The 24374-nt window shown below is 60.5% G+C and carries 18 protein-coding genes; 3 read left to right on the forward strand and 15 right to left on the reverse strand.

From position 1 onward, the window contains the following. The 14 genes from BF99_RS21215 to BF99_RS0115790 all read right to left on the reverse strand — a co-directional run. A partial coding sequence (locus tag BF99_RS21215; RefSeq protein WP_038098681.1) for a hypothetical protein occupies nucleotides 1-341 on the reverse strand: 341 nt, incomplete at its 3' end. Nucleotides 342-503: 162 nt separating this feature from the next. Next, entirely contained in the window at nucleotides 504-2528 is a 2025-nt protein-coding gene (locus BF99_RS0115720; RefSeq protein WP_156013389.1) for a COG1470 family protein, read from the reverse strand. A gap of 221 nt (nucleotides 2529-2749) precedes the next feature. Continuing rightward, nucleotides 2750-3544 carry an S-methyl-5'-thioinosine phosphorylase gene (locus BF99_RS0115730; protein WP_025771736.1) on the reverse strand — a complete coding sequence of 265 codons (795 nt, stop codon included), beginning with the start codon at nucleotides 3542-3544 and terminating at the stop codon, nucleotides 2750-2752. After that, on the reverse strand, nucleotides 3541-4116 hold the full coding sequence (locus tag BF99_RS0115735; RefSeq protein WP_025771737.1) for a hypoxanthine-guanine phosphoribosyltransferase: 576 nt from the start codon (nucleotides 4114-4116) through the stop codon (nucleotides 3541-3543). The genes BF99_RS0115730 and BF99_RS0115735 overlap by 4 nt, the downstream gene beginning before the upstream one ends. Before the next feature lie 118 nt (nucleotides 4117-4234). Next, nucleotides 4235-5908 (reverse strand): energy-dependent translational throttle protein EttA, encoded by a 1674-nt coding sequence (gene ettA, locus BF99_RS0115740; RefSeq protein ID WP_025771738.1) that lies wholly within the window; start codon nucleotides 5906-5908, stop codon nucleotides 4235-4237. Between the two features lie 12 nt (nucleotides 5909-5920). Continuing rightward, entirely contained in the window at nucleotides 5921-7429 is a 1509-nt protein-coding gene (locus BF99_RS0115745) for a proton-conducting transporter transmembrane domain-containing protein (protein WP_025771739.1), read from the reverse strand. Nucleotides 7430-7454: 25 nt separating this feature from the next. Then, a complete protein-coding gene (locus BF99_RS0115750; protein ID WP_025771740.1) occupies nucleotides 7455-8996 on the reverse strand; it encodes a monovalent cation/H+ antiporter subunit D family protein in 1542 nt (513 codons plus the stop codon). Then, entirely contained in the window at nucleotides 8993-9364 is a 372-nt protein-coding gene (locus tag BF99_RS0115755) for a cation:proton antiporter subunit C (RefSeq protein ID WP_025771741.1), read from the reverse strand. The genes BF99_RS0115750 and BF99_RS0115755 overlap by 4 nt, the downstream gene beginning before the upstream one ends. Further along, nucleotides 9357-9842, reverse strand: coding sequence for a Na(+)/H(+) antiporter subunit B (locus tag BF99_RS0115760; RefSeq protein WP_025771743.1), 486 nt, complete (start codon nucleotides 9840-9842; stop codon nucleotides 9357-9359). The genes BF99_RS0115755 and BF99_RS0115760 overlap by 8 nt, the downstream gene beginning before the upstream one ends. Then, nucleotides 9842-10429, reverse strand: coding sequence for a DUF4040 domain-containing protein (locus BF99_RS0115765; RefSeq protein WP_231471413.1), 588 nt, complete (start codon nucleotides 10427-10429; stop codon nucleotides 9842-9844). The genes BF99_RS0115760 and BF99_RS0115765 overlap by 1 nt, the downstream gene beginning before the upstream one ends. Nucleotides 10430-10455: 26 nt before the next feature. Beyond that, nucleotides 10456-10797 carry a monovalent cation/H(+) antiporter subunit G gene (gene mnhG, locus BF99_RS0115770; protein WP_025771745.1) on the reverse strand — a complete coding sequence of 114 codons (342 nt, stop codon included), beginning with the start codon at nucleotides 10795-10797 and terminating at the stop codon, nucleotides 10456-10458. A 4-nt stretch (nucleotides 10798-10801) separates the two neighbouring features. Next, on the reverse strand, nucleotides 10802-11182 hold the full coding sequence (locus BF99_RS22630) for a monovalent cation/H+ antiporter complex subunit F (protein WP_197019185.1): 381 nt from the start codon (nucleotides 11180-11182) through the stop codon (nucleotides 10802-10804). Next, nucleotides 11179-11652 (reverse strand): Na+/H+ antiporter subunit E, encoded by a 474-nt coding sequence (locus tag BF99_RS0115780; RefSeq protein ID WP_025771747.1) that lies wholly within the window; start codon nucleotides 11650-11652, stop codon nucleotides 11179-11181. Before BF99_RS0115780 ends, BF99_RS22630 begins: the two co-directional genes overlap by 4 nt. Nucleotides 11653-12003: 351 nt before the next feature. After that, nucleotides 12004-14175: a RelA/SpoT family protein gene (locus BF99_RS0115790; protein ID WP_025771750.1), complete on the reverse strand. Its 2172-nt coding sequence runs from the start codon at nucleotides 14173-14175 to the stop codon at nucleotides 12004-12006. 485 nt (nucleotides 14176-14660) lie between these two features. On the opposite strand from BF99_RS0115790, the gene BF99_RS0115805 reads away from it, so the two are divergent. The 3 genes from BF99_RS0115805 to mnmA all read left to right on the forward strand — a co-directional run bounded on the left by BF99_RS0115805 (nucleotide 14661) and on the right by mnmA (nucleotide 22524). Then, nucleotides 14661-16232: an Rne/Rng family ribonuclease gene (locus BF99_RS0115805; RefSeq protein ID WP_025771752.1), complete on the forward strand. Its 1572-nt coding sequence runs from the start codon at nucleotides 14661-14663 to the stop codon at nucleotides 16230-16232. 102 nt (nucleotides 16233-16334) lie between these two features. Next, the gene (locus BF99_RS0115810; protein WP_025771753.1) at nucleotides 16335-21287 is read left to right on the forward strand and encodes a YhdP family phospholipid transporter; all 4953 of its coding nucleotides are present in this window, start codon (nucleotides 16335-16337) and stop codon (nucleotides 21285-21287) included. A gap of 40 nt (nucleotides 21288-21327) precedes the next feature. Continuing rightward, nucleotides 21328-22524, forward strand: coding sequence for a tRNA 2-thiouridine(34) synthase MnmA (gene mnmA, locus BF99_RS0115815; protein ID WP_025771754.1), 1197 nt, complete (start codon nucleotides 21328-21330; stop codon nucleotides 22522-22524). Between the two features lie 190 nt (nucleotides 22525-22714). Here the strand turns inward: mnmA and BF99_RS0115825 are convergent, their stop codons facing one another. Next, complete coding sequence (locus BF99_RS0115825) at nucleotides 22715-24259, reverse strand: N-acetylmuramoyl-L-alanine amidase (protein ID WP_081759314.1); 1545 nt, start codon at nucleotides 24257-24259, stop codon at nucleotides 22715-22717. Nucleotides 24260-24374 lie beyond the last annotated feature (115 nt).

Raw genomic sequence — 24374 nt, forward strand, 5'->3', positions numbered from 1 at the left:
GAGGGGGTGAAGGTCAAGGTGGCGGGAGAGAAACTCACATCCGTGTTGGTATTCGTAATGGCGACCTGGACATTCGCATTCGGGGCGGTGCTGAGTTTGACGTAGAAATTCTGCGTCCTCACCTGCGTACCGAAGTAAAGACTGGAAGCGTATTGATTGTCGAATGAGACGTCGATCGTACCGGACGGTGTTTGCGCAAATGCAGGTCGAACCATTAAGAACATCAAGACCGCGCATCCGCATACTGCGATCACAAGATGACGCAGACGGATTCGATGAGCGATGGCCGGGGTGTCGTCGATGAGAAGCTCGAAGAACGATCGATTGAAAAGACGATGCATTTGCCAAGCTCTTTTTTCGAGGAATGGGGACCGATTCCGAACTCATCGACTCGTCAAATCCGGATTCGTCAAATCCGAAGGACACCTAAGGATTGACCATCGGGCTCTACATCCGGCGGGCCTCCGTGCGCCCCGAAAGCCGACTTCCGGTCCCCGCTCGACTCAATTCGCGGGCGAGGTCCGGGTATCCTGATCATCCGGGGTCACCAAGGGCACGGCGAAATAGGGAGCCGCCGCTTGAGCGCTGTTGTTGATCAACGCCCCGCCGCCGGTGCGGGTCAAAACCTGCACCGTGAACTCGCTATCGGACTGAACTTCGCACGACAAACCCATGCCCTGCCAGCGATGATCGATCATGTCGGAGAGCTCTTGCGTTTGCATGAACCTGACGATCGAACGCCGGATGGTGCCGATGGTGGCTTGATAGGGATTTCCTTCGTCATCGAAGCAGCGAATGACGGTATTGGTGCAGTGGTTGGTATAAGGCGAACAACGAATGCGGATATTGGAGACATCACGGCTGCTGTCCGGGGAGGGAATGGAATAGATCCCCGCAACTTGGCGATGATTGCTATCGGCTTGACTTCGAATGTACTCGTTATTGCTGACCAATACCGCATTCCCCGAACGAGTCCAAATCTGGGCGCTGATCGGTAGTTCGCTCCTGATGGCGCAAGCGAGCCGACCCCTGTTTTCCCAAGAACGCCCGGTGATATTGACAATATCCCTCGAAGTCAATGCAATGGTGCTACCCGATTCGATCGGAGGGGCGAGCCCGGTGTATGGAGATCCGCCTTCGTCGGTGCAATCGAGATAAACCCGACAGCCCCCTTGATCGTTCTCCACGCATCGGATACGAGCCACGGCTTGATCCCGAACCCCGGTCGGGGGGATGGCGAAGATCTCCGCTTGCAAGGGCCAAATAGCGGGACCGCTCGGCGCCGGGGGCTTGGCCGGATGATCGCTATCCTCGACGGTCACGGCGATCATCGTATAAGAACCCGAATAATTACCCCCCACGGTACTGATAACGATATCGGCGGCATCGTTGACTTTATCGTCGTCCTCGACGGCGTTGATCGTGACCGTTTGCGCACTATCCCAATCGGATCGGGTGAACATCAACTCCGAGGGATCGACCGTGATTTCCTCGTTACCGACGACCTTCAGGGTCATCGTCACCGTCTGCGTCGGCTGAGCGACGAGACGGATGGTGATATCGTGCCCCGACTCGCCTTCGGGTATCGCAAGTTTGTAATCCCTGCCGTGCGGGACGACCCCGGTGATCTCGTAAGCGAGACCGCCGGTCAACTTATCCTTGTCGATCACTTTCACCGTGACCACATCGTCCGCATAGTTATCACCCTTGACGATGATGGAAATATTCTCCATCTCATCATCGGCATCGACATCCTCGGCGACGGAAACGGTCACCGTCTGCGCCACATTCCAATCGGAGGGGGTGAATGTGAGGGTGCCGGTATCGAGGGCGATATCGCGGTTGCCGCGTTGACGCACCAAACTCAAAGTGACGGTCGAGGTCGGGATATTCGAAAGGCTGACCGTGAAGGTCTCTTCCATGCCCTCTTCGATCGTCAGGGTATCGGGAGAGAGGATCAGATACCCGGGGTTGTATACCGGGGCGACGACATGGCTGAAGAGGGTATCGCCCCCGCCACAGCCGGCGGGCATCGTTCCGCAACTGCCATAACCGCTCAATCGCTGGATCGCCAAATCATCGTATTCGGCGCAATATCTCACCGATGCGGCCTGCTCGGCATCGGTCAGCCCCGTATGCATGAAGGGCAGATCCAATCGGGAACCGACTCCCAACTCCTCGCTGAGCAGTTGCGAGCACTCGCCGTTTTTGTTGATCGTCCGATAGTTGATACTCAGGCGATGATCGGATTCATTGACCAAGGAGAGATATTCGTTATCCGGCTCGCCCGGCTTTCTATACCCCTCATCGGGATCCACTTCCAAAACGCTTTGATGCGCCGGAGGGATGAACTGGGATTGCGCCGAACCCGAGGGCAGCAAAGCGATGCCGATGACGAGAAGAAACGAAAGCCCCAACGCTTTGAGAACATCTCCCTGAATCATGTGTCGATAACCCCTCGCCCGCAGCGCATCGAATCTTGACGCTGCACGAGCGGTATCTTTTTTCGTTGCAGGAAAATCGCTCATCGTCCTGTTTCTCCTGTCATGGGATAAGGCCGATTCTTCAAAAAGTGAGACGTCGACGCTCGGCGACGCGCAAGTATTATCCCCTAATTTTTACCATAAAGCGATGCTTTCGCAATACCCGATCGCTTTTTCGATACCCTCTCGCTCCAAGACATGCGGCTTCGATATGCCGAATTCGCAGGATTTTTCGAAGATCGGATCGATGTTTTCAAGTGATCGACTCATTGATCGGGCGCTTTTTGCCGCTTTCGCTCATCGGCGAAAAAGGCCTCGATCAAACGACGCACGGTGACCATCCCGGATTCGATATGCACCAAAATCGATTCCATCGACAGATCCTTCGAACCCCGCCCGGCGGCGCGATTGGCGATCACCGAGCAATTGGCATAGGCAATTCCGATCTCGCGAGCCAAAGCCGCTTCCGGCATGCCGGTCATGCCGACGATATCGCCCCCGTCGCGCTCGATGCGATCGACTTCCGCCGCCGTTTCAAGGCGCGGGCCTTGGGTGGCGGCGTAGGTTCCCCCATCGACCACTTCGAGTCCCGCTCGGCGGGCGGCGGCGAGCAAATCGGCGCGCAGGTCGAGACAGTAGGGATGGGTGAAATCCGCATGCATGCTATTGGGATCGGATTCGCCGTCGAAGAAACTATGCCCCCGACCCCATGTGTAATCGATGATCTGATCGGGGATGACGATGCCCCCCTCCTCGATATCGGCGCGGATCCCTCCCACCGCGGTCACCGCGATGATCCGCCGCACCCCGCGGCTGTGCAAGGCGTGAAGGTTGGCTCGATAGTTGATGCGATGAGGGGGGATGGCATGGGGGTCGCCGTGGCGAGCGAGAAAGATGATCCCGTACCCCGACCCCGGCGCATCCGACTCGATTCGCAACTCGCCATGACAAAGAGGGGCCGACGGCGAACCCCAAGGGGTCTCGACCTCCTCTTTGCGCTCGATGGAAAAACCCTCGATGGCACCGAGGCCGGTGCCTCCGATAATCGCGATGTCGCTCATGCACGCGCCGCCTCTTCGGGGCTAAGTGCATGGATGCCGGGCAGGTTTCGGAAAAAACCCCGATAGTCCATGCCGCAGCCGAAGACATAACGATCCTCGACCCTCAATCCCGCGAAATCCGCTTCGGGCAATACCCGAGAGCGATTCAACTGTTTGTCGACCAATACCGCGCAGCGCACATCGCAGGCCCCCAAGCCCTGACAATGCTCGAGGATGGCGGATAGGGTGACACCCTCGTCGAGGATATCGTCGACCACCAGCACGCTGCGATCTTTGAGATCGGTCGAGGGGTGGGAGAACCATTCCAAGGTGCGACCCCGAGTGCTCCCGCGATAGCGGGTGACATGAACATAGTCGATGCTCAGCGGGAAATCCAAGTGGGCGAGGATGCGCGCGGCGGGGATCAGCCCGCCGACCATGACCGGCAGGATCAAGGGCGATCTTTCGCGGTAGACCTCGCCGATCTCCTCGGCGAGATTGCGGTATGCGGCATCCACTTCGGCTTCGCTGCAAATCACATCCGATTCATCGAGCACTCGCCGATATTCGGATGGATCGGTCGAAAGAGACATCGTTATCGCTCTCCTGGTTGAAAGGGTCGGTATCGCAAGGGGGATCGACTCCCGCTCGGCTTCGGGGGTTTCGGGGATCGATGCGCTGGTATCGACGGGCCGGTATCGACGGGCTTTTTCAAGGATCGAGACGTTTGAATCCGGATCTGGGCGGATGATCCGCCTTTTCCCCCGTGCGGCGGCGACGGTCCGCCTCGTAATCCTGATATGCACCTTGGAACCACACCGCGCGTCCTTCCCCTTCGAAGGCGAGGATATGGGTCGCAAGGCGATCGAGAAACCAGCGATCGTGGGAGACGATCACCGCGCAACCGGGGAAATCGAGCAACGCCTCTTCCAGCGCCCGCAGGGTCTCGACATCTAGATCGTTGGTCGGCTCGTCCAGCAGCAACAGGTTGGCTCCTCGAAGCAGCAGCTTGGCCAGATGCACCCGATTGCGCTCCCCACCGGAAAGATCGCCCACCCGTTTTTCCTGATCCGAGCCTTTGAAATTGAAATGCCCGACATAGGCGCGAGTGCGGACCTCGGCACCCCCGGCTTCGATCACCTCGTGGCCGCCGGAGATCTCCTGCCAGACGCTCTTGCCCGCATCGAGGGCGTCGCGCGACTGATCGACATAAGCCAAAGCGACCGTCTCGCCCAGTTCCAAACTGCCGGAATCGGGGGTATCGAAACCGGCGATCATGCGCAAAAAAGTGGTCTTGCCCGCACCGTTGGCCCCGATCACCCCCACGATCCCGCCCGGGGGGAGATCGAAACTCAGATCGTCGATCAAGAGACGATCCCCGAGGGATTTGCGCAGCGATCTGGCCTCGACCACCCGATCGCCGAGACGGGGGCCGGGCGGAATGCGGATCTGCCGGGTTTCGCCCCGGGTGCGATGCTCGCGCGAAACGAGCTCGTCGAAGCGCTGCACCCGCGCCCGATTCTTGGCCCGACGGCCCTTGGGGCTGGCCCGAATCCATTCGAGCTCGGTGCGAATGGCGCGGCGGCGGGCGGATTCCTCGCGCTCCTCTTGCGCCAAGCGAGCCTCTTTTTGCTCGAGCCAGGATGAATAGTTCCCCTCCCAAGGGATCCCTCGCCCGCGATCGAGTTCCAAGATCCAGCCCGCGACGTTATCGAGGAAATAGCGATCGTGGGTGACGGCGATCACCGTTCCGGGGAATTCCTCCAAATAGCGCTCCAACCACGCCACCGACTCCGCATCGAGATGGTTGGTCGGCTCGTCCAGCAAGAGCATGTCGGGGGCGAAGAGCAATAGCCGACACAGGGCCACCCGCCGACATTCGCCGCCGGAGAGGCGATCGATCGATGCCTCCCAAGGGGGCAATCTCAGGGCTTGGGCGGCGATCTCCAGCCGCCGATCGAGCTCCCAGCCGCGAGCGGCGTCGATCGCATCCTGCAAGCGGCTTTGCTCTTCGAGCAAGGCGTCGATCTCCTTTGCATCGCTCACCTCCTCGAAGCGATGCGAGATCTCTTCGAAGCGCTCGAGGAGGCGACGGATATCGCTGACCCCCTGCTCGACATTGCCGCGCACGTCAAAGGCGGGATCGAGCCGAGGCTCCTGCGGCAGATAGCCGACTTTGATCCCCGGCTGGGCTCGCGCCTCGCCTTCGTGCTCGAGATCCTCCCCCGCCATGATCCGCAGCAGGGTCGACTTCCCGGCGCCGTTGAGACCGAGCACGCCGATCTTCGCCCCGGGAAAAAAGGACAGCGAAATATCCTTGAGGATTTCGCGTTTGGGAGGGACGATTCGCGAAACGCGATTCATGGTGTAGACATATTGCGACATCCGGTCCTCGCTTTATCGGTGCAAGGGCACCACTTGGCCGATCAGATCGAACAAAGGATCGGGGAAAACGAAAAGCGCCACGCATCCGATCGAAGTGATGCCGATGGCGACAAGACAGGCGATGGGGGCCTCGGCCGGGGATTCGCCCGGCCCTTCCCCCGAACGGGAGGCATCCTTAGGCTCCTTTGCCGCCGCCGGATAAAGGAAGGCGCGCACCGGAATCGCCAGCAGATAGGCCATGCTCAACATCGAGCTCAGCAAGAGCGCCGCCAACAGCACCCACTGCTCGGCATCCACGGTGGCCAAGGCCAAAGACCACTTGCTCCACATCCCCCCCAGCGGAGGCAGACCGATGATGCAAAGGCTGCCGATGGCGAACGCCCCCATCGTGAGCGGCATCTTTCTCCCGATCCCGTCGAGTTCGCTGATCCGCTTGCGGTGGGTCGCCACCAACACCGCCCCGGCGCAGAAAAAGAGGGTGATCTTGCCGAAAGCGTGCATCACGATATGCAAAGCGGCCCCCGCCACCCCCCATACGGTGGCGAGGCCTGCGCCCAAGATCACATAGGAAAGGTGGCTGATGGTGGACCATGCCAAGCGCGCCTTGAGATTGTCCTTGTAGATCGCCACCACCGAGGCGACGACGATCGTGAATCCGGCCACGAAGGCGATGATCCGACCGCCGCCGCTCGCCAGGAGAAAGCCGGGGCCGAAGATATAGACCGAGACTTTGAGCAAGGTGAAGACCCCGGCCTTGACCACCGCCACCGCATGCAACAAGGCGCTGACCGGGGTCGGAGCGACCATCGCCGCCGGCAGCCAGCGATGAAAGGGCATCAATGCCGCCTTCCCGATCCCGAAGGCGAAAAGACAAAAGACCAGCGCCGCCACCCCTTCCGACATACGGCCTTGGAGGATCCCCCCGAGGCGAAAATCGACGCTCCCCGCGGCCTGCCAAGTCCAAGCGATGGCCAGCAGTTGCAAGACGATCGATGTCGACAGCAGGATCAGCAGATAAAGGCGTCCGGCGCGCTTGGCCTCGGGGGTCCCGGCATGGGTGACCAAGGGCCAAGTGGCGAGGGTCAGCAATTCGTAGAACACGAAGAGGGTGACCAGATTGGCGGCGAAGGCCACCCCCATCGCACAGGCGATCGACAATGCGAAGCAGGCGTAGAAGCGGGTCTGATTCCGCTCGCGGTGCGCCCGCATATAGCCGATCGCGTAAAGGGAAGTCACCGGCCACAAGAAACCGGCCACCAGCGCGAAGATCAAACCCAACGGCTCGACTTCGAGGGCGAAATCGATGCCGGGCAGAAAGTGGGCGAGGAAGATCTGCGGGCGGGCGCCTTGCGCGACCTCGACATAGATGCCGACGATAAAGGCGAATACGAGGATCCCCGTCGCCAAGGTGATGGTCTCTCGAAGATCGGGATATCTTCCGGCGAGGGCGACCAAGCCACCGCACAGCAGCGGCAGGACGATGCAACCCAAGGCGAGAATTTCCGGGGCGGGAATGGTCATCGATCCGGTTCGGTTCGTATCCGGTTCAGTTGGTATCCGACAAGGGCGAAGGGGCGATGATCTCGGCGCTCTCGAAGGGAACCGACAACTGCACCGCGGCCTGCTCCGCCAGCCGGAGCACGGGGGATGGATCCACCCCGAACCATAGATTGGCCAAAGCCAGCAGCAAGAGCGGGGCGAGCATCGTCCACGGAGCCTCGACGATCGTAGCCGCGGGCGAGTCCGCCGGCGCCGGCTCGTAGGCGGCGCTCGCCACCCGCCATAGATAGATCGCCGCCACCACGGAAGAAACGAGGATCAACAACGCGATCGGCCATAGATCCCGCTCGAGAGCGGCGGCGAGCAGATACCACTTCGAGACAAAACCTGCGGTCAAGGGAACGCCGACAAGGCTCATCCCCGCAACCACGAAAGCGGCCATCGTCCACGGCATTCCCCTTCCGGCCCCGACCAAAGATCCCAGCGCCGACGATCCGGTGCGATAGACGAAATTGCCGATGGCCAAAAACAGCGCCACCTTCATCAACGCATGATTGAACAGGTGCAAAGCGGAGGCTGCGATCCCCGCAGGATTGCCCAACGCCATCCCCAATGTCATGTAGCCGATCTGGGCGATGCTCGACCATGCCAACAGACGCTTGACCTCCTCTTGCTGCACCGCCACCAACGAACCCGCCACCACCGACGCAATCGCCAGCACCATCAGGAGAAGGTCGATATCGAGGGCTCCGAAGGCGAGATCGATGCCGAAGATATCGAAGATGAATCGCATCAGCACATAGAGCGAGACCTTGGTCGAGGCCCCGGCGAGGAAAGCCGCAACGCTCGAGGGAGCCTGCTCGTAGGCACTCGGCAGCCAGGCATGGAGGGGAAATATCGCCGCCTTCACCCCGATCCCGATCACCACGAAAAGAGCGCCGGCGGCGATGGTGCGATCGGTGCCGCCTTCGCCGATCCGCTGCGCGATATCCGCCATGTTGAGGGTACCGGTCTGCATATAGAGCAAGCCCAGTCCGATCAGAAAGAACGTGGCCCCGATCGAACCCGGGATCAGGTAGCGAAAGGAGGCCAGGAGCGCATCGCGTTTGGGACCCGAGGCAACCAGGATATAGCTCGCCAGCGAGGAGATCTCGAGGAAAACGAAGACATTGAAGGCATCGCCGGTGATCGTCATGCCCGCAAGCCCGGTCAGACATAGCATCCACGCGCAATAGAGCCAATGGATGCGCTCGGGGCGGATCTCGGCGGCGACGCTGCGGCGGGCGTGCACCAAGGCGAAAAGAGAGGCGAAATTGATGATCACCAGCACCAAGGCATTGAGGGCGTCGATGCGGTATTCGATACCGAAAGGGGCGATCCAACCCCCTAGGGCGTAGATCGTCACCTCGCCTCGGGCCGCGCTTTTGGCAAGGAGAAGGGCGATCGCGCAGCTTGCAAAACCGGCGATGGTTGCGGGCCACCACGCCCATCTCGGATGACGCAGCAGGGCGGCGATCAGCGCCGCCATCAGCGGAACGACGATCTGCAAGGCGGGAAGTTGAGCCTCGAGACCCGCCGGAAGGCTCATCTTTCGGCTTCCTCCCGCTTTGCCGCGCGAACGATATCGTCTTCCTCGATACTCCCCCAAGCGGCGTGAATGCGCACCACGAGGGCAAGGGCCAAGGCCGCGGTCGCCACCCCGACCACGATCGCGGTCAGGATCAGCACGTGGGTCAGGGGGTTGGCGTAGAGGGAATGGTGGGCATCGACGATGGGGGCGGTCGCCCCTTCCATCGCCCCGATTTGGATGTACATGATGAAAACGGCGGTCTGGAAGATCGACAATCCCATCACTTTCTTGATGTAGTTGCGGCTCGCCATCACCACATAAAGGCCGATCGAGAGCAGCACGATGCTGCCCCACCACGGATAGGCGTCGAGGAAATTCTCAGCCATCGGCTTGCGAGCGCCGATCGGATGGCTCTTCGGTCTGGGCCGATGATTCCGATTCGAGATCCTCTTCGGCGGTGGCCACGAAGGCGTGAAAGAAGATCACCATCACCGACATCACCGCCAGACCGACCCCGAATTCGACCAGCAATATCCCCAAATGCTGCCCGGCAACATCCGAGGCTGCGAGCACATCGTAATCGAGGAAGTTCGCCCCGAGCAGCATCGAGACGATGCCGACCCCGGTATAGAGGAAAACCCCGATGACGGCGGCGACGGGGGCGATCCCCGGGGACATCAAGATACGGGAGTTGCGGGTTCCGAAGACCAGTCCGTAGAGGATGATTCCGGCTCCGAAGATCGCCCCCGCCTGAAAGCCCCCGCCGGGACCGTAATCGCCATGAAATTGCACATAGAGGGCGAAGAGCAGAATGAAGGGCAAGGTGATCTTCGCCGCCGACTTGAGTACGAGGTTATGCCGCATCAGTCGATGATCCTCGTATCCAGATGGCTGTCGTCCAAGGGCTTTTTGGCTCTGCCGGGCTCGGATCGAGGCCGCACTCCCGTCGGCGGCGAGTTCGGGGGCGAGCGGACAAGCCCCAACAGCGCAACCACCCCGATCCCGGCGGTGAATATCACCACCACCTCTCCCAAGGTATCGTAGCCTCGATAACTTGCAAGGACCGAGGTAACGACATTCGGCACTCCGGTCTCCTTCGGCCCCTGTTCGAGATAATGGGGAACGACATGGCGATGAGCCGGGGCCTGCGCCGAGGCGAAACGCGGATAATCCTGCGTGGTGTAGACCATCAGCAATCCCACTCCCACCGCCAATACCAGCGCCATCGGGCGCGGTGCCGTCGATCGCCAACGCGAGAAGGACTTGGTGCGGGCCAAGGTCGCGAGCATCAAGATGGTCGATATCCCGGCGCCGACCGCCGCTTCGGTCAGCGCGACATCCACCGCATCCATGATCACGAAGAGCGCCGCCGAGAGCAGACTGAAGCTGCCGAAGAGCATCACTGCCGAAAATAAACTGGTGATGCGGGCGATGGCCAAGGCATTGGCCACCATCAACGCCTGCAATGCGATGATGATCAGGTGCTCGATGGCGGCTTCTCCGGCGACGGGCGACTCGATAGCGGATCCAAACGCCCGTGCAGGGCGGTTCTGGCCAAGGAGTGGGTGGCGGTGGGGCCGGTGATCAGCATGAAGGCCATGATCAGAACCAGCTTGATCCATATCAATGGCTGCGTCCAACCGACGATCAGCATCAAGCCGATCAGCACCAACCCCGTGCCCAAGGTATCGATCACTCCGGTGGCGTGGATGCGGGTAAAAAAGTCCGGCAAGCGCACCAGACCGATGGCCCCGATGATCAAGAAGATCGTTCCCGTCAACAGGCAAAGGGAGGCGAGAAGATCGATCGCGAGGGTCATCGGATCACCCTTGGATATCTTGCCGATCGTCTCGTCGGCGCTTGTCTCGTCGGGAAGCGTCTTCGCCGGCGGGGATTCGGGCGGCATCGTCGATCGTCGGCGTCGGCGCTTGGGGCACCGCCTCGCTGCCGCTCGATGAGAAAAACCTCAGCATGGCCACGGTGCCGATGAAGTTGATCAGGGCGTAGAGGATGGCGATATCGAGAAATTCCGGGCGCTCGGTGAGAAATCCGTGCAGCGCAAGGACCATCACCGTCAGCGTGCCGAAGCTGTTGACCGCCAAAGCGCGATCGTAGACGGTGGGGCCGCGCAAGGCGCGGATCAAGGTGATGATCATCGCCCCGATCACCCCGAAGATGCTCACCGCCAGCACCGAGTCGATCACCGCTTCGCATCCTTTTCCAAGGCGCAGATCCGATCGGCCATCTCGCCCGAGGCCAACAGTTCGAGTGCGGCCTCGTCGACGGCATGCACCTCCACCGCACCGTCGTCGAGATCGATCGACAAGGTCCCCGGAGTCAAGGTGATCGAATTGGCATAGAGAACGCGGCCGAGCTCGGTACGCTGCTTCGCCGGCAGCCAACGGATCGCAGGAGCGATGGAAAGATTCGGGGAGAGGATGCAGCGGGCGACATCGATATTGGATTTGACGACTTCGACGGCGAGCCAAAGGAAGTAGCCCGGCAAGCGCCAAAGATGCATCGAGAAAACGATGGGATCGCCGTCCTTGCGATCCGCCCGGCGCACCAACCAGACCACCAGCAGACTCGATACCAGCCCCAACGCCAAGAGCAAGGGTATGAAGATTCCCGATAGCGCCAACCATGTAACGATGGTGATCAGCAAGAGTCTCATCGCCGGCCTCTCATCGTTTCGCTCGCTCCATTGCCCATGCCGCAAGGACCCTTTTCGGATCTCGATCTGTCGCGCTCGATCTTTCGCGGCGAAGAAATTCCGATGCGGCGATACCTGATGCCCAGTCGATCACGAACGAAACTCGCCCGAAAACGAAAAGTGCCCTGACCTTCGGCGACATCGAGCGGCATCGAGGCGAAGGATCGCCCTTCGGGTGCCGCCCTCGACTTGAATCGTTGCGAGATTCTACCACCCACCGCTTCTTTTCCGGCGGGCTCGGCCTTGGTCTTTCGAAGGATATGACTTGGCGGCGGGCGGCGAGATGCGCAAATAGAGATCGGGTTGCCGGGTTCAGGCCCGGCGACGGCATTCGAAGACGTTCGGTAGCTGCAACAAGCGATCGAGCACCAAGGAGAGCTGTTCGATACCGCGCAGGTCGAGGGTGAGGTTGACGATCACGGTATTGGTCGAGGCATCGGATTTCAGATCCATGGCCACGATATTCAAAGCCTCGCCGGAAACGACGGAGGTGATATCGCGCAGCAGATTCTTGCGATCGTGGGCCTCGATCACGATCTCTACCGGCCATGTCTCTTGTTCGTCGCCGCTCCATTCGACATCGATCAGCCTCGCCCGCTCCCTGTCCACTAGGTTGAGGATATTGCGACAATCGCTGCGGTGGATGCTGACCCCGCGGCCGCGGGTGATGTAGCCCTTGATCGGGTCGTTCAACAAGGGGCTGCAACAACGGGCCATTTGGGTCAGCAAATTGCCCACCCCCTGGATATGAACGCCTTGGGATTTCTTGTGGCGATCCGATCTCGGAGCCCGAACGGTCTTCGGTGTCGACAGGCGGGACTCTTGCAGCCACGGCTGAAAGGCACCGGCGATTTGGGCGCCGCTTATATCCCCTCGCCCCATAGCGGCCAGCAGGTCATCGAAGCCTGCAAGGTTGAAGCGTTCGACCAATTTTTCCTTGGGCGGATTCTCGATCCGCAGACGTTTGATCTCGCGATCCCAAATCTCCTGACCATCGACGATATTGCGCTCTCGATCTTGCTGTTTGAACCAGTTGCGTACGCTCGCCCTCGAGCGCGGATTGCCGAGATAACCGAGGTTGGGGTTGAGCCAATCCCGACTCGGGCGCGGATGGGGGGCGGTGAGGATCTCGATCTGATCCCCGGAGCGAAGGATATGGGTCAAAGGCACGATCCGACCGTTGACCTTCGCCCCCCGACAACGATGACCGACTTGGGTATGCACCTGATAGGCGAAATCGAGCGGGGTCGATCCCATCGGAAGATCGAAGATATCGCCGCGCGGGGTGAAGGCGTAGACCCTTTCCGCATCCAACTCCTTGCCCAACGATGCGAGCAGGGAATCCCCGTCCTCGGATGCGTCGGGATCCAATAGATGGCGCAGCCAGGAGATACGGCTGTCCTGGCTCGAATCCACCCCCTTGCCTCCTTCTTTGTAGCGCCAGTGGGCGGCAACGCCGAGCTCGGCTTGGGCATGCATCTCGCGGGTTCGTATCTGCACCTCCAAGGTGCGCCCGCCGGGTCCCAAAACCGCGGTATGCAAGGACTGGTAGCCATTGGGTTTGGGACGGGTGATGTAATCGTCGAATTCGCGCGGAATATGCGTCCACAGGCTATGGACGATGCCGAGCACCGTATAGCACTGAGCGACGCTTTCGACCAATACCCGCAAGGCGCGCTGATCGAAAATCTGAGCGATATCGAGCGATTTACGCTGCATCTTGCGCCAGATACTGTGAATATGCTTGACCCGAGCGCTGATCTCGCTCTCGATCCCCTCTTTGGCGATCTCCGCTTCGAGCCGTTGTTTCGCGACTTCGAGGTCCGCTTCTCGATCGGCGCGGCGCTGATTGAGCGAAGCGGCGATGCTGCGATAGGCCTGCGGATCGGATTCGCGTAAGGAAAGATCCTCGATCTCCCATTTATATTGCCAAACCCCGAGGCGACCGGCCAAGGGAGCGGATATATCCAACCCCTCTTGGGCGAGTCGAAGGCGCTCATCGCTCGAAAGGGTGGCGGCGGTGCGCAATCGGTGGAGGGTCAATACCAGATGGACGACCACCACCCGGACATCGTCGACCGCCGCCAACAACAGTTTGCGCAGAAGATCGATGCGCGAGCGATCTTCGGTGACCGAATCGCCGGCGGGCAGGCTGCGCAGGGTCTCGAAGCGGAGCAAGCCTTGGACGAGATCCGCGGTTTTCCCCTCGAAGCGAGCGCCGATCGCCTCTTGATCGACGATGCCTCGGTGGATCAAGGGAGCGAGCAATGCGGATTGGATACAAGGGATATCCAAATTGAGATCGGCGATCATTCTCGATACTGCGGTCCATGCCTCGCGCTCGCCCGCCAATATCGCTTGGGCGGCATCGCCGAGGCGATCTGCGATGAATGCGCCGACCGATTCGACGGCTTCGTCGGCGATCGACTCCGGGCGGCGAGAGGGTCCACGGGGGGTCGAAGCCAAAGAATGATCGCTATTCATCGAGACCCTCGGGCATCAAGGCAAAAAGTCGGACGATATCGCGTGGCGATACTGCAAATCGGCGCAGCAAGTGGACGAAAGGAGTCGCCCGCCCCTTGGCGAAGGACGAAAAAACGGCGATCCGTACCCCGGCAACCCATGCTTCATGATCCGGCCTCGTTCTCGCATCTTGCACAATCGGTCTTAGGGGCGCGATCGAGGGTGGCTTCGATCTCGAACATGCCGAAAAAGCCTGACGCATCGGATCGACAATGTGCGTTCGAAATCCCGCCGCGCCATGTCCTCGCAAAATCAGGCCGTCGCCAATCATCGCCGACGATCGCAAATGATAGACCGGATACCGAAACGATTTGTACCATTGAAAACGCAGGCGATCTCACCGACAACGGTGCAAGGGGCATCGATGCTCCTTCGTCTTCGGGGATTTTCGCATTGATATCGCACCGCCCTCTCCATGAGATAGCGCGCAAAAAGCGACGACAATCATGAGCATCGAACTGCTGGTCAATATCACATCGCCCGAGGTCAGGGTCGCGCTCGTCGAAAAGGGCGTGCTGCAAGAGATCTTCATCGAGCAGCGCGGGAAACGCGGATTGGTCGGCAATATCTACAAGGGACGCATCCTGCGCGTTTTGCCGGGGATGCAAGCGGCATTCGTGGATATCGGGCTCGAACGCTCGGCCTTCCTCCATGCCTCGGATATCACCTCCCCTTCCCTTCCCTCCCTCGCCGATATCGCGACGATCGATGGCGCAATCCTCCCCGCCGCCGATGACGAGGACACCCCCGAAATCCCCATCGATAGCCTGGTGCGGGAGGGCGAGGAGAGGCTGGTTCAGGTCATCAAGGATCCGATCGGAACCAAGGGGGCGCGGATCACCACTCGCTTTTCGATCCCTTCTTGCCATACGGTGATCCTGCCGGGATCGGCGATGATCGGGGTATCCAAGCGCATCGAGGACGAGAGCGAGCGTCATCGGCTGCAAGCCATCGTGCGCGATCTGATCGAAAACGGGGGGCGAGCCGAAGGCGCCGAGATCGATGGGCTTTCGGGCAGCGAACGAAAAGGCTCGATGCCCGAAGACGGTTGGATCGTGCGCACCGCCGCCGAGGGTTGCTCGGCTCAGGTCATCGAATCCGACATGCTTTTCCTGCAACGGCTTTTGCATTCGATCACCGCCAAGGGTAAGGCTTATCGGGCGCCGGCCATCGTCCATGAAGACCTGCCTTTGGTGGTACGCATCCTGCGCGAGCGATCGAGCGCCGCCATCGAGCGGGTGCGGATCGACTCCGCCTCTGCACTCGCCCATACCATCGATTTTTGCGATCGCTTCTTGCCCGAGATGAGCCCGCGCATCGATCTCCATGACGGCGATTCGTCGATATTCGATCTTTATTCGGTCGAAAACGAGATTCGCAAGGCGCTGCATCCGCGCGTGCCCTTGAAATCCGGTGGATCCATCGTGATCGAAGAGACCGAGGCGCTCATCGCCATCGACGTCAACAGCGGCGGATTCGTCGGCCGGCGCAATCCGGAAGAAACCGCCTTCAAGACCAATATCGAAGCGGTCCATGCCATCGCCCGCCAACTGCGCTTGCGGAACCTTGCGGGCATCATCGTGGTCGATTTCATCGATATGCAACGAAAAGAGCATCGCGATGCGCTGTTGAAAACCCTCGAAAAAGCCCTGAGCGCAGATCGCGTCCGGGTTCGCATCGGCGATATCTCCCCCTTGGGGCTGGTGGAGATGACCCGCAAGCGCACCGGCAAGAGTCTGCGCCACACCCTTTTCGATGACTGTCCGCACTGCCGGGGAAGCGGGGCGATCAAATCGGCGGCGAGCGTTTGTAATGAAATCGTCCGCGATATCCTGCGCAACGCCCGCCAATTCGATAGCGAGGGGTTGTTGATCGTTGCCTGCCCGGAAATCGGTCATCGCTTGATCGAGGATGAATACGCGATATTTTCCGAATTGGAGGCGCTGACCGGCAAATCGATCGAGATTCGGATCGAGAATCGATATACCCGCGAGCGTTACGATATCGTGCCCTTGTAAAATATCGAGATTCGCGAAACCGGATTCGCGAACCCCTAGCGAATTCGCATCCCTTCGAGTCCACCCGCGCATCCGATTCCCCTCCCCTTTGCCGCCTCCCGCATGAATAGCAAGCCCTCGCCCGCCCCGCCCTCGGACCCCGATCCGGCAACTATCGGGGCGGGAAGAAAGAAGGCGAAGCGGGGATCTGCTCGGCGATGGGCCGCTTATCTGGGCGGGTTTTTTTTGCTGATCATCGGCGCTTTGTTGCTGCTGACGGAATACATGCTCTCCCAAGCCGACGAATACCGCCCGACGATCGAGGGTTGGGTCAGCAAAATCGCCGGGGAATCGATCGCATTCGAGGCCATTCGCATCCATCGTCGAGGATTCCACCTCGCCTTCGAACTCGACGATCTGCGGGTGGTGGATCGAGCGGGGGACGCAAGCCCCGCAAGCGCTCCGCTCGATGCCGCAAACGCCACCCCTCGCCTCGATGAGCGCCTGCGACTGGATTCGATCACCTTCGTGATCGACCCGATCCGAACGCTCATCGATGCCACCCCTCGGGTGCACGGCATCACCTTGGACGGGCTGGCCTTCCCCTTCGAGCGCACCGCCGGCGGCGAGATCGTCGTTGCCGGACATCGCCTGCCGACAACCTCTTCCGGGGAAGAAAGGGGGGCGGATGCCCAAGATGATGCACAAGTGGATGTGCAAGAAGGTATCGAGGATCGGGCATTGGCATCCTCGCTCGAACCGCTGCTCGCATGGCTTTCCACCCAACCGGATCTCACCTTCGACAACTCGACGATCACGCTGCGATCGAAAGGGCGGGATCTGCCTCTTTTCTTCGAGCGCATTCGGATCGAACGCGCTTCGATCGAAGGCGTTCCTATCGAAGGTGACCCGAGCGCAAGCGAAAGCCAAGCACCCGCCCGAACGATGCCGCCGATAGCCGATGCCGATGCTTGGCGGATCGTCGGCACTCTATTCCCGCAACCCTTGAATGAAGGAGGCGATAACGGGATATCGGGGGTCGATTCGAAAGGAATGATCGATTTCAGTGCGAATCTGCATGGGGATTCCCTTTCCTCGTGGACGGCGCGGATCGAAGCGCAGGCAACCGGTCTTCGACTCGAAAGCCTTCACCCCTTCATCCCCGGCCTTCGAAGCGACGAAGGAAGCGAGGCAAGGAACGAGGGGGAAGTCGGGGATCGGCTGCCCATCATCGGCAATATCTCGGGCGAAATCTCGGGCAATATCCGAATGATCGTGCAAGACTTCGATCTCGTGCAAAGCCAAGGGAAAGCCTCCCTTCGCTCCTTGCGCTCGATGTCGGTCGATGCCGGCGATGCCGGATCGCAAAGGACATCCCAAGCGATCGAATCGAGCCCTTCTCCATCACCGCCGCCGGCGTCTTCTTTGCCCCGAGCGATCGATGGATCCTTCTCCTTCGAGCGCAAGGAATCGGGGTGGCTCGCCCTTTTCGACGATCTTTCCTTCGTCGGGACGAAAGATACCTCTTGGGCGCTCGGCTCCTTGGAGATCGAGCTGTCGCCTCTCGAAGCCGATGGAAGCGATATTGGCGAGGGTCTAATCGACGACAAGAGAGCGCCCGATCTCGGCGATCGAGCATCTCGTTCATCCCAGGAGCGATCGAGCCCGACGACGCCGAACCCTCCCCTCATGGAGCTCTCCCTTCTCGCCGATCGCATGGGGGTCGATGATCTTCTTTCCCTCTACGCTTTGGCGGGGGGCGATCCTTCGATGATCGCCCGCATAAAAACGCTCGGAATCGAGGGTCATCTAAACGATATCCGGATCCGCCTGCCTGTCGGGGGGCATTCGGTGATCGATTCGCCCTCGCCTGTCGGCGAAGGGGCGAAGGTATTCGGGCTTCGAGCGAGCGCCTCCTTCGGCGATATCGGCATCGCCGAATCGAAGGCGGGAGCGATCGTTCCTTATGGATTCGAGGGAAGGATCGAACTCGACCGAAAGGGGAAGATCGTCGCCCATATCGAGGATGGCGAAGTGGGCTTCTCCTTCGAATATCGAACACCCCCCTTGGAGCCCTTGCGCGATTTTTCGGGAAGGCTCGCCTATATCCCGCCCTCGAGCGAACCCAGCGAAAAGACCGCCACCCTTGCCTCACCTGCGCCCCCTTTTCCCGTATCTCGGCCGGCGGGGAATCGAGCGAGCGAGCGCATCGAAGGCGGGCTTGTCATTTCGAATCTCCTTGCCCGAAGCGGCGCCGGGGGATTGAAAGCCGAAGGAAGGGTGCACCTTCCCCATTCGGCTTCGAGCCTCGATGGGAGCGACCCGGCGGGGATGCGATTCGGGCTTCGGCTGGAACTCGCCGATGGGCACTTGGATGACCGAACAGCGAGTCTGCAAGCGGTGCGGGGGCTGCTGCCCGAGGGTGTGGTGCCGGAGCCGGTGGATCGCTGGATCGATTCCTCGATGCCCCGAGGGGATATAAAAAGCGCTCGGTTGACGATCGAAGGGGTGCTGACCCCCAAGACGTCGACTGCGAAGGCATCGAGTGATGCATCGACTTCGAATATATCGCCCGAACGAGACTTCGATGTCGATCCCAACGATCGGATCCCGCCCGCAGCCTCGAACGCCCCCGCTCCTTTCGCCTTCACCATCGAGGATCGTAATGTCGAGGCCGTTGTCGATCTCGCCCTCCCGGACTTCGCTTATGCCCCGAAATGGCCTGCCATGTCGGATATCGTCGGGCAAGTGCGCTTCGACAACGCCCGCATGGAAGCGCGCATCGACGAGGGGAGGATCTTCGGATCGACGCTCGGCGAAACCCGAGTGGTCATCGATAATATGCGCGCCCTTCCGCCTTTGCTCGACATCGCCGGCACCGTCGAGGGACCGATCGCCGACGGCATCCGCTACCTCGCCGAGAGCCCGCTGCAAAAGAATTTCGCGCCGATGTCGAAAAACCTCGCCTTCGATGGCAGGGGATCCATCGCCCTCGATATCGAGGTGCCCTTGGGGCGGGCGCGCAAGACCCGAAAAACAAAAACCCGAGGCGAGATCCACCTCGCCCGCACCGGGGTGGATATCAAGGGTTTCGCAAAAGGGCTGCAAGCGGTCGAGGGCACCATCCGCTTCGAGGACAATCGCATCGAGGCCAATGATTTGAAGGCGAACTATCTCGGCCGGGCAATCCGCATCGCCATCGACGATAGCCCCACCTCGGGGGGGCAAGGCTCCGATCCCTCGTCCGAAGCATCGGATATATCGGATGCGCAGCGCACCCTTCGCATCGCCATCGACGGGCATTCCCCTACGGATCACATGCTCTTGCATCTTCGCAATATCGGTGCGGACCTGCCCGGGATCCCGCAGGAAAAAGACGGGCCGAGCATGGGCGAATCCACCGCCACGGCACCGACGGCCTATTGGCAGGCTTGGCTGGAGATTCCTCGATCACTTCCTCGATCGCCGGGCGACGATGGGCAATCCTCGCTCGAAGCCCGCCTTCGCCTTCGAAGCGATCTCGCCGGGCTTCCCCTCGATCTGCCCGAACCCTTCGGCAAGGACGCAAACAGCATCCGGCAATTCTCTCTCGATGATCGCTTCACCGTCGGCCAAAGGCACGATCTGCACCTTCGCTATGCGGATCGGGCGCAGGCGCGATTGCTTCTTTCCCCCGCCGATACCGGTCTGGCCATCGAGGGCGGGGAGATATTCCTCGGGCGAAAAGCCCGTTCCGAAGCACTCGACCCCGACTCTCGGCCCGACGCAGATCCAACGCCGCCTTCGGCGCCTCGAGGAATCCGCATCGAAGGCGACATGCCGATCCTCGATCTCGAGCGCTGGCAGCGCCTGCTCGCCTTATCGGGCTTGTCGAAGGGTTCGATGGACCCACCCTCGGAATCCGCCGAAGACTCGTCCCTATCGCCCGCATCGTCTCCGAGCGAGAACGATTCCGCCTTCGATATCATCGATGAAGTCGATCTCGATATCGAGCGCTTGTTCATCCCCGATCTTCGTCGACCCTTCCGGCAAGTTCGCCTACATGCCGAGCCCGTCGAAAAAAACGCAGGTTCCGATGCCACCGAGTGGATGATCGCGCTCGAAAGCGAGCATATCGAGGGATGGCTACGATTGATCGATGCCCCCGGAGGCGGGCGGAGAATTCGCGCGGAATTCGAAAGGCTATCGCTCATGGCCGGCGATGCCGCCGAGATTCAATCCGCACCCGACGACCCTTCTTTCGACGATGCGAGTACCTACGATGCGAGGGCCGACGAAGCGGCGCGCTTGGCCCCGCCGGATCTCCCCCCGACGGAACTGCTCATCCGTCGACTCCTTTGGGGGGCGAGCGATCTCGGGGCCGTCGATATCTCCACCTCGCGCGACGACACCGGCGTGCTCTTTCGTCATTTTCGGGTGCGCAACGAGGATTTCGGGGTCGACGGCATCGGATCCTGGAAAATCGACGCCGGCGAGGTGCAAAGCGAATTCGCAGGCCAGTTGCGAGGCGATGATCTCGGTCGCATCATCGACCGGATCGGGCTCGATGGCCGGGTCGTGGAACGCGGAAAGAGCGAGCTGACCTTCCACGGTCTTTGGACGGGATCGCCGATGGAAGTCGACTTCGAGCGGATCAGCGGCATCGTCTCTTTGCAATCGGGGCCGGGAAGGCTGCGAAATGTCGATCGCGGGCTTTTCGCTCGGTTTTTCAGCCTCTTGATCCTTGAATCCCTACCCCGACGACTCCTCTTCGACTTCGACGACCTCTTCCAAGAGGGACTCGATTACGATCGATTGAGCGGTGAGTTCCGCATCGGCAGCGGCGGCGCCCGAACCGGCGATTTGATGATCGAGAGCGAAACCGTACGCCTGACCGTCACCGGTCGCATCGATCTGGTCGAAGAGAATTACGATCTGGTCGTCACCCTCGTTCCGAAGATCACCTCCGCCTTGCCGCTGACCCCTTTGCGCTTGGGCGAGGGGCTCTTAGGAAAAGAGATCGTCAATCGATTCTTCTCCTATCGCTATTCGATCCGCGGCGGCTGGGACGATCCGATCATCGAGGCGATGCAATGAACCGCAAGTCCGAAAAGCCCCTTCGATGGCATCCCCCTCGATGACGACGATCACCGAGCGATCCGACTCCTTCTCGCCGCCGAGCGAGGTGCTGGCGGCGATCGAAGCGAGTACCCGCTTGGCTCGTCCGTCTTCGTCTCAGGTCCCGTCTCGGTCCGCATCGGTGATGGTCGCCCTTTCCGGCGGGGTGGACTCGGCCTTGGCGCTGCTGCTGCTGGTCAAGGCCGGCGTTCCGGTGCAGGCGATGTTCATGAAGAACTGGGAGGAAGACGATACCTCGGGGCATTGCACCGCCGCCGAGGATCTCGCCGATGCCCGCAAGGTTTGCGATCGACTGCAAGTGCCTTTGCATACCGTCAACTGCGCCGACATCTACTGGGATCGGGTCTTCACCCCCTTCTTGCGCGATATCGAGGCCGGCCATACCCCCAATCCGGATGTGCTGTGCAATCGCGAGGTGAAATTCAGCGCCTTCGCCGACCACGCCGAACGCTTGGGTGCCGATCTGATCGCCACCGGGCATTACGCTCGTATCGAACGTTCTCCAAAGGGGATAAGGCTTCTCAAGGGAAGGGATACGAATAAAGATCAAAGTTATTTCCTGCACGCTTTGGATCAAAAGCGGCTGGCCCGATCGATCTTCCCCTTGGGCGATCTGCAAAAGACCCAAGTGCGCAGCTGGGCGAAGAGCGCCGAGCTCGCCCCTTTCGCCAAGCGGGACAGCACGGGGATCTGCTTCGTCGGCGAAAGACGTTTCACCCCCTTTTTGGAGCGCTTTTTACCTTGGGATCCGGGTCCGATCGAGAGCGTCGACGGCGAGCGCTTGGGGCAGCACCGGGGCCTTGCCTTTTTCACCTTGGGTCAACGCAAGGGATTGAATGTCGGGGGACGATCCGGAGATAGCGGCGAGCCTTGGTATGTGGCGGCGAAGGATCATGCCCGCAACGCCTTGATCCTCGTACAAGGAGGCGACCATCGCGCCCTCTTTCGCTCGGTGGTCACCTTGCGCAAGATGCACTGGATCGCCGGGGTCGAACCGCCCCTGCCCCTTCGCTGCCACGCGAAAATCCGCTACCGGCAGGAAGATCAAGCCTGCGAAGCGCTCGCAAATCCGATGACGGGGAAGATCGAGCTGCACTTCGACACCCCGCAAAGAGCGGTGACCTCGGGGCAATATGCGGTCTTGTATCGACAAGATGAATGCTTGGGAGGCGCAGCGATCGAGGATGCCCGATGAAGGGATCGGGGCGCATTGCGGTTGCGGGATCGATCGAGAACGATGCGCGGACGTTGGGGCCGGCATAGAGACTTCGGGCAAAAAACCTTTGAAAGCCCTCGAATGCCGGGGAGATCGATTAGCCTACGACTATTCGGGCTTTTGAATCCTCGGATACTCGATCTCTCGGATCTTCGAGCGCTTCTCCCCCTCAACCGGCTCCCGTCGGCGGCACCCGAAGCACCTGACCGATGCGGATCAAATCCCCTTCGATGGCGTTGAGCCGCCTTAGATCCTCCACCGATACCCGATAGCGAAGGGAGAGCTCCGACAGGGTGTCTCCGCGCACGACGCGATGGTCGGTTCCCTTGTACCAAACCTCCAGCAGGCTCCCCGGAGGAGGGTATTTCTTGAAATGGGCCTTGATCCCCTTCATGATGGCGGCGGCGATCTTACGCTGATAGGAGGGTGTGGCCAGCCTCTTGGCATCGGTGGGATTGGTCAAAAAACCGGTTTCGATGAGCAGCGATGGGATATTGGGGGCTTTGAGAACCACGAAACCCGCCCGATCGACATTGCGCTTGCGGATCCTCGTGGCCCGGGTCAACGATTCGAGGATCCGAACCGCGGCATGGGTGCCGAGCTTTCGCGCCCCGGTCTGAGAGTAGTCGAGGATGGTCTGAATGAAATCGTCATCCTCGCATTCGTGCAGAGAAATCCCGTCGAGGGAATCCCCCCCGGCCAGAGCCGCAGCATTTTCGCGCGCCGCCAACCAACGCCCCTCTTCGCTGCTCTCGCCTTTATAGGAAAGGATATAGACCGAACTGCCCCATATCCGCGGGTTGCGAAAAGCGTCGGCATGGATCGAGATGAAAAGGCTGGCCCGGTTGGCGCGGGCGATGCCGGTACGAGTGCGCAGGGGTATCCGTCGATCGGTGGTCCGGGTCAGGATGGCGCGCATCCCCGGGGTGGCGTCGATCCGGCGGGCGAGATCGCGGGAGATCGCCATCACCACATCCTTTTCCCGCAACCCCGAAGGGGCGATGGCCCCGGGATCCTTGCCGCCATGCCCGGGATCGATGACCACGATCGTATCGCGCAGGCGATTCGGATCCCAATCGCCCCGATGGCAGCGCGAGTCGGCGAGGGTCGACGGGGGCGGCGGTCTTGACCTCGACGAGGACTTCGGCGACGCCGATGGCGATATCGAAGCCGCCGGGGCTGCACCGCCCTCTTTCGACGAGAGATCCAATACCAAGCGATGGCCGTATCTCTCCAAAGGGGGAAAGTGGGCACTCTTCCATGCCACCTTTCTTTTGAGATCGAAAACCAAGCGCAGGCGACGGCCCTTGTCGTGGTAGGCCATGCGGATGCGCGCCAGACGAATATCGTCTTTGCGCACCGTCGGGATATCCCCTGCAAGACGGGTATCTTGGAGATCGACGATCAAGCGCTCGGGATTGCTCTCTTCGAAGATCTTGGCTTCGAGGGGGCGATCGACATCGAGCACCACCCTCGTACGCTGGGCTTGGGTGGAAAGACGAATGCCCTCGATAAGGGCGCGGTCGGCGGCCTCGACCTGGCGGATCGGGCCGATCGCCATGACGAGCGATGTGACGATCGATAGGATGATCGATAGGACGAGCCATCCCTCGATCCGCTTTTTGGTCGATCGCAAGGAAAGCGGCGATCTCGGAGACGATGACGCCACCTTGGGCCACGAAAGAGGGGTCGCCAAATCACCGAAACGAGACATGGTCAGAAATCGTTCGCACTTGGGGGGGGGGGGGGATTCAAAAGGCGAGTTCAACTCGATAATCCGAGGGGGGGGAATTCCAAAAGGGAAATTTTAAGTCTAAATCCCCGAATCG

The organism is Thioalkalivibrio sp. HK1 (genome assembly GCA_000583135.1).
Classification (GTDB): Bacteria; Pseudomonadota; Gammaproteobacteria; order HK1; family HK1; genus HK1.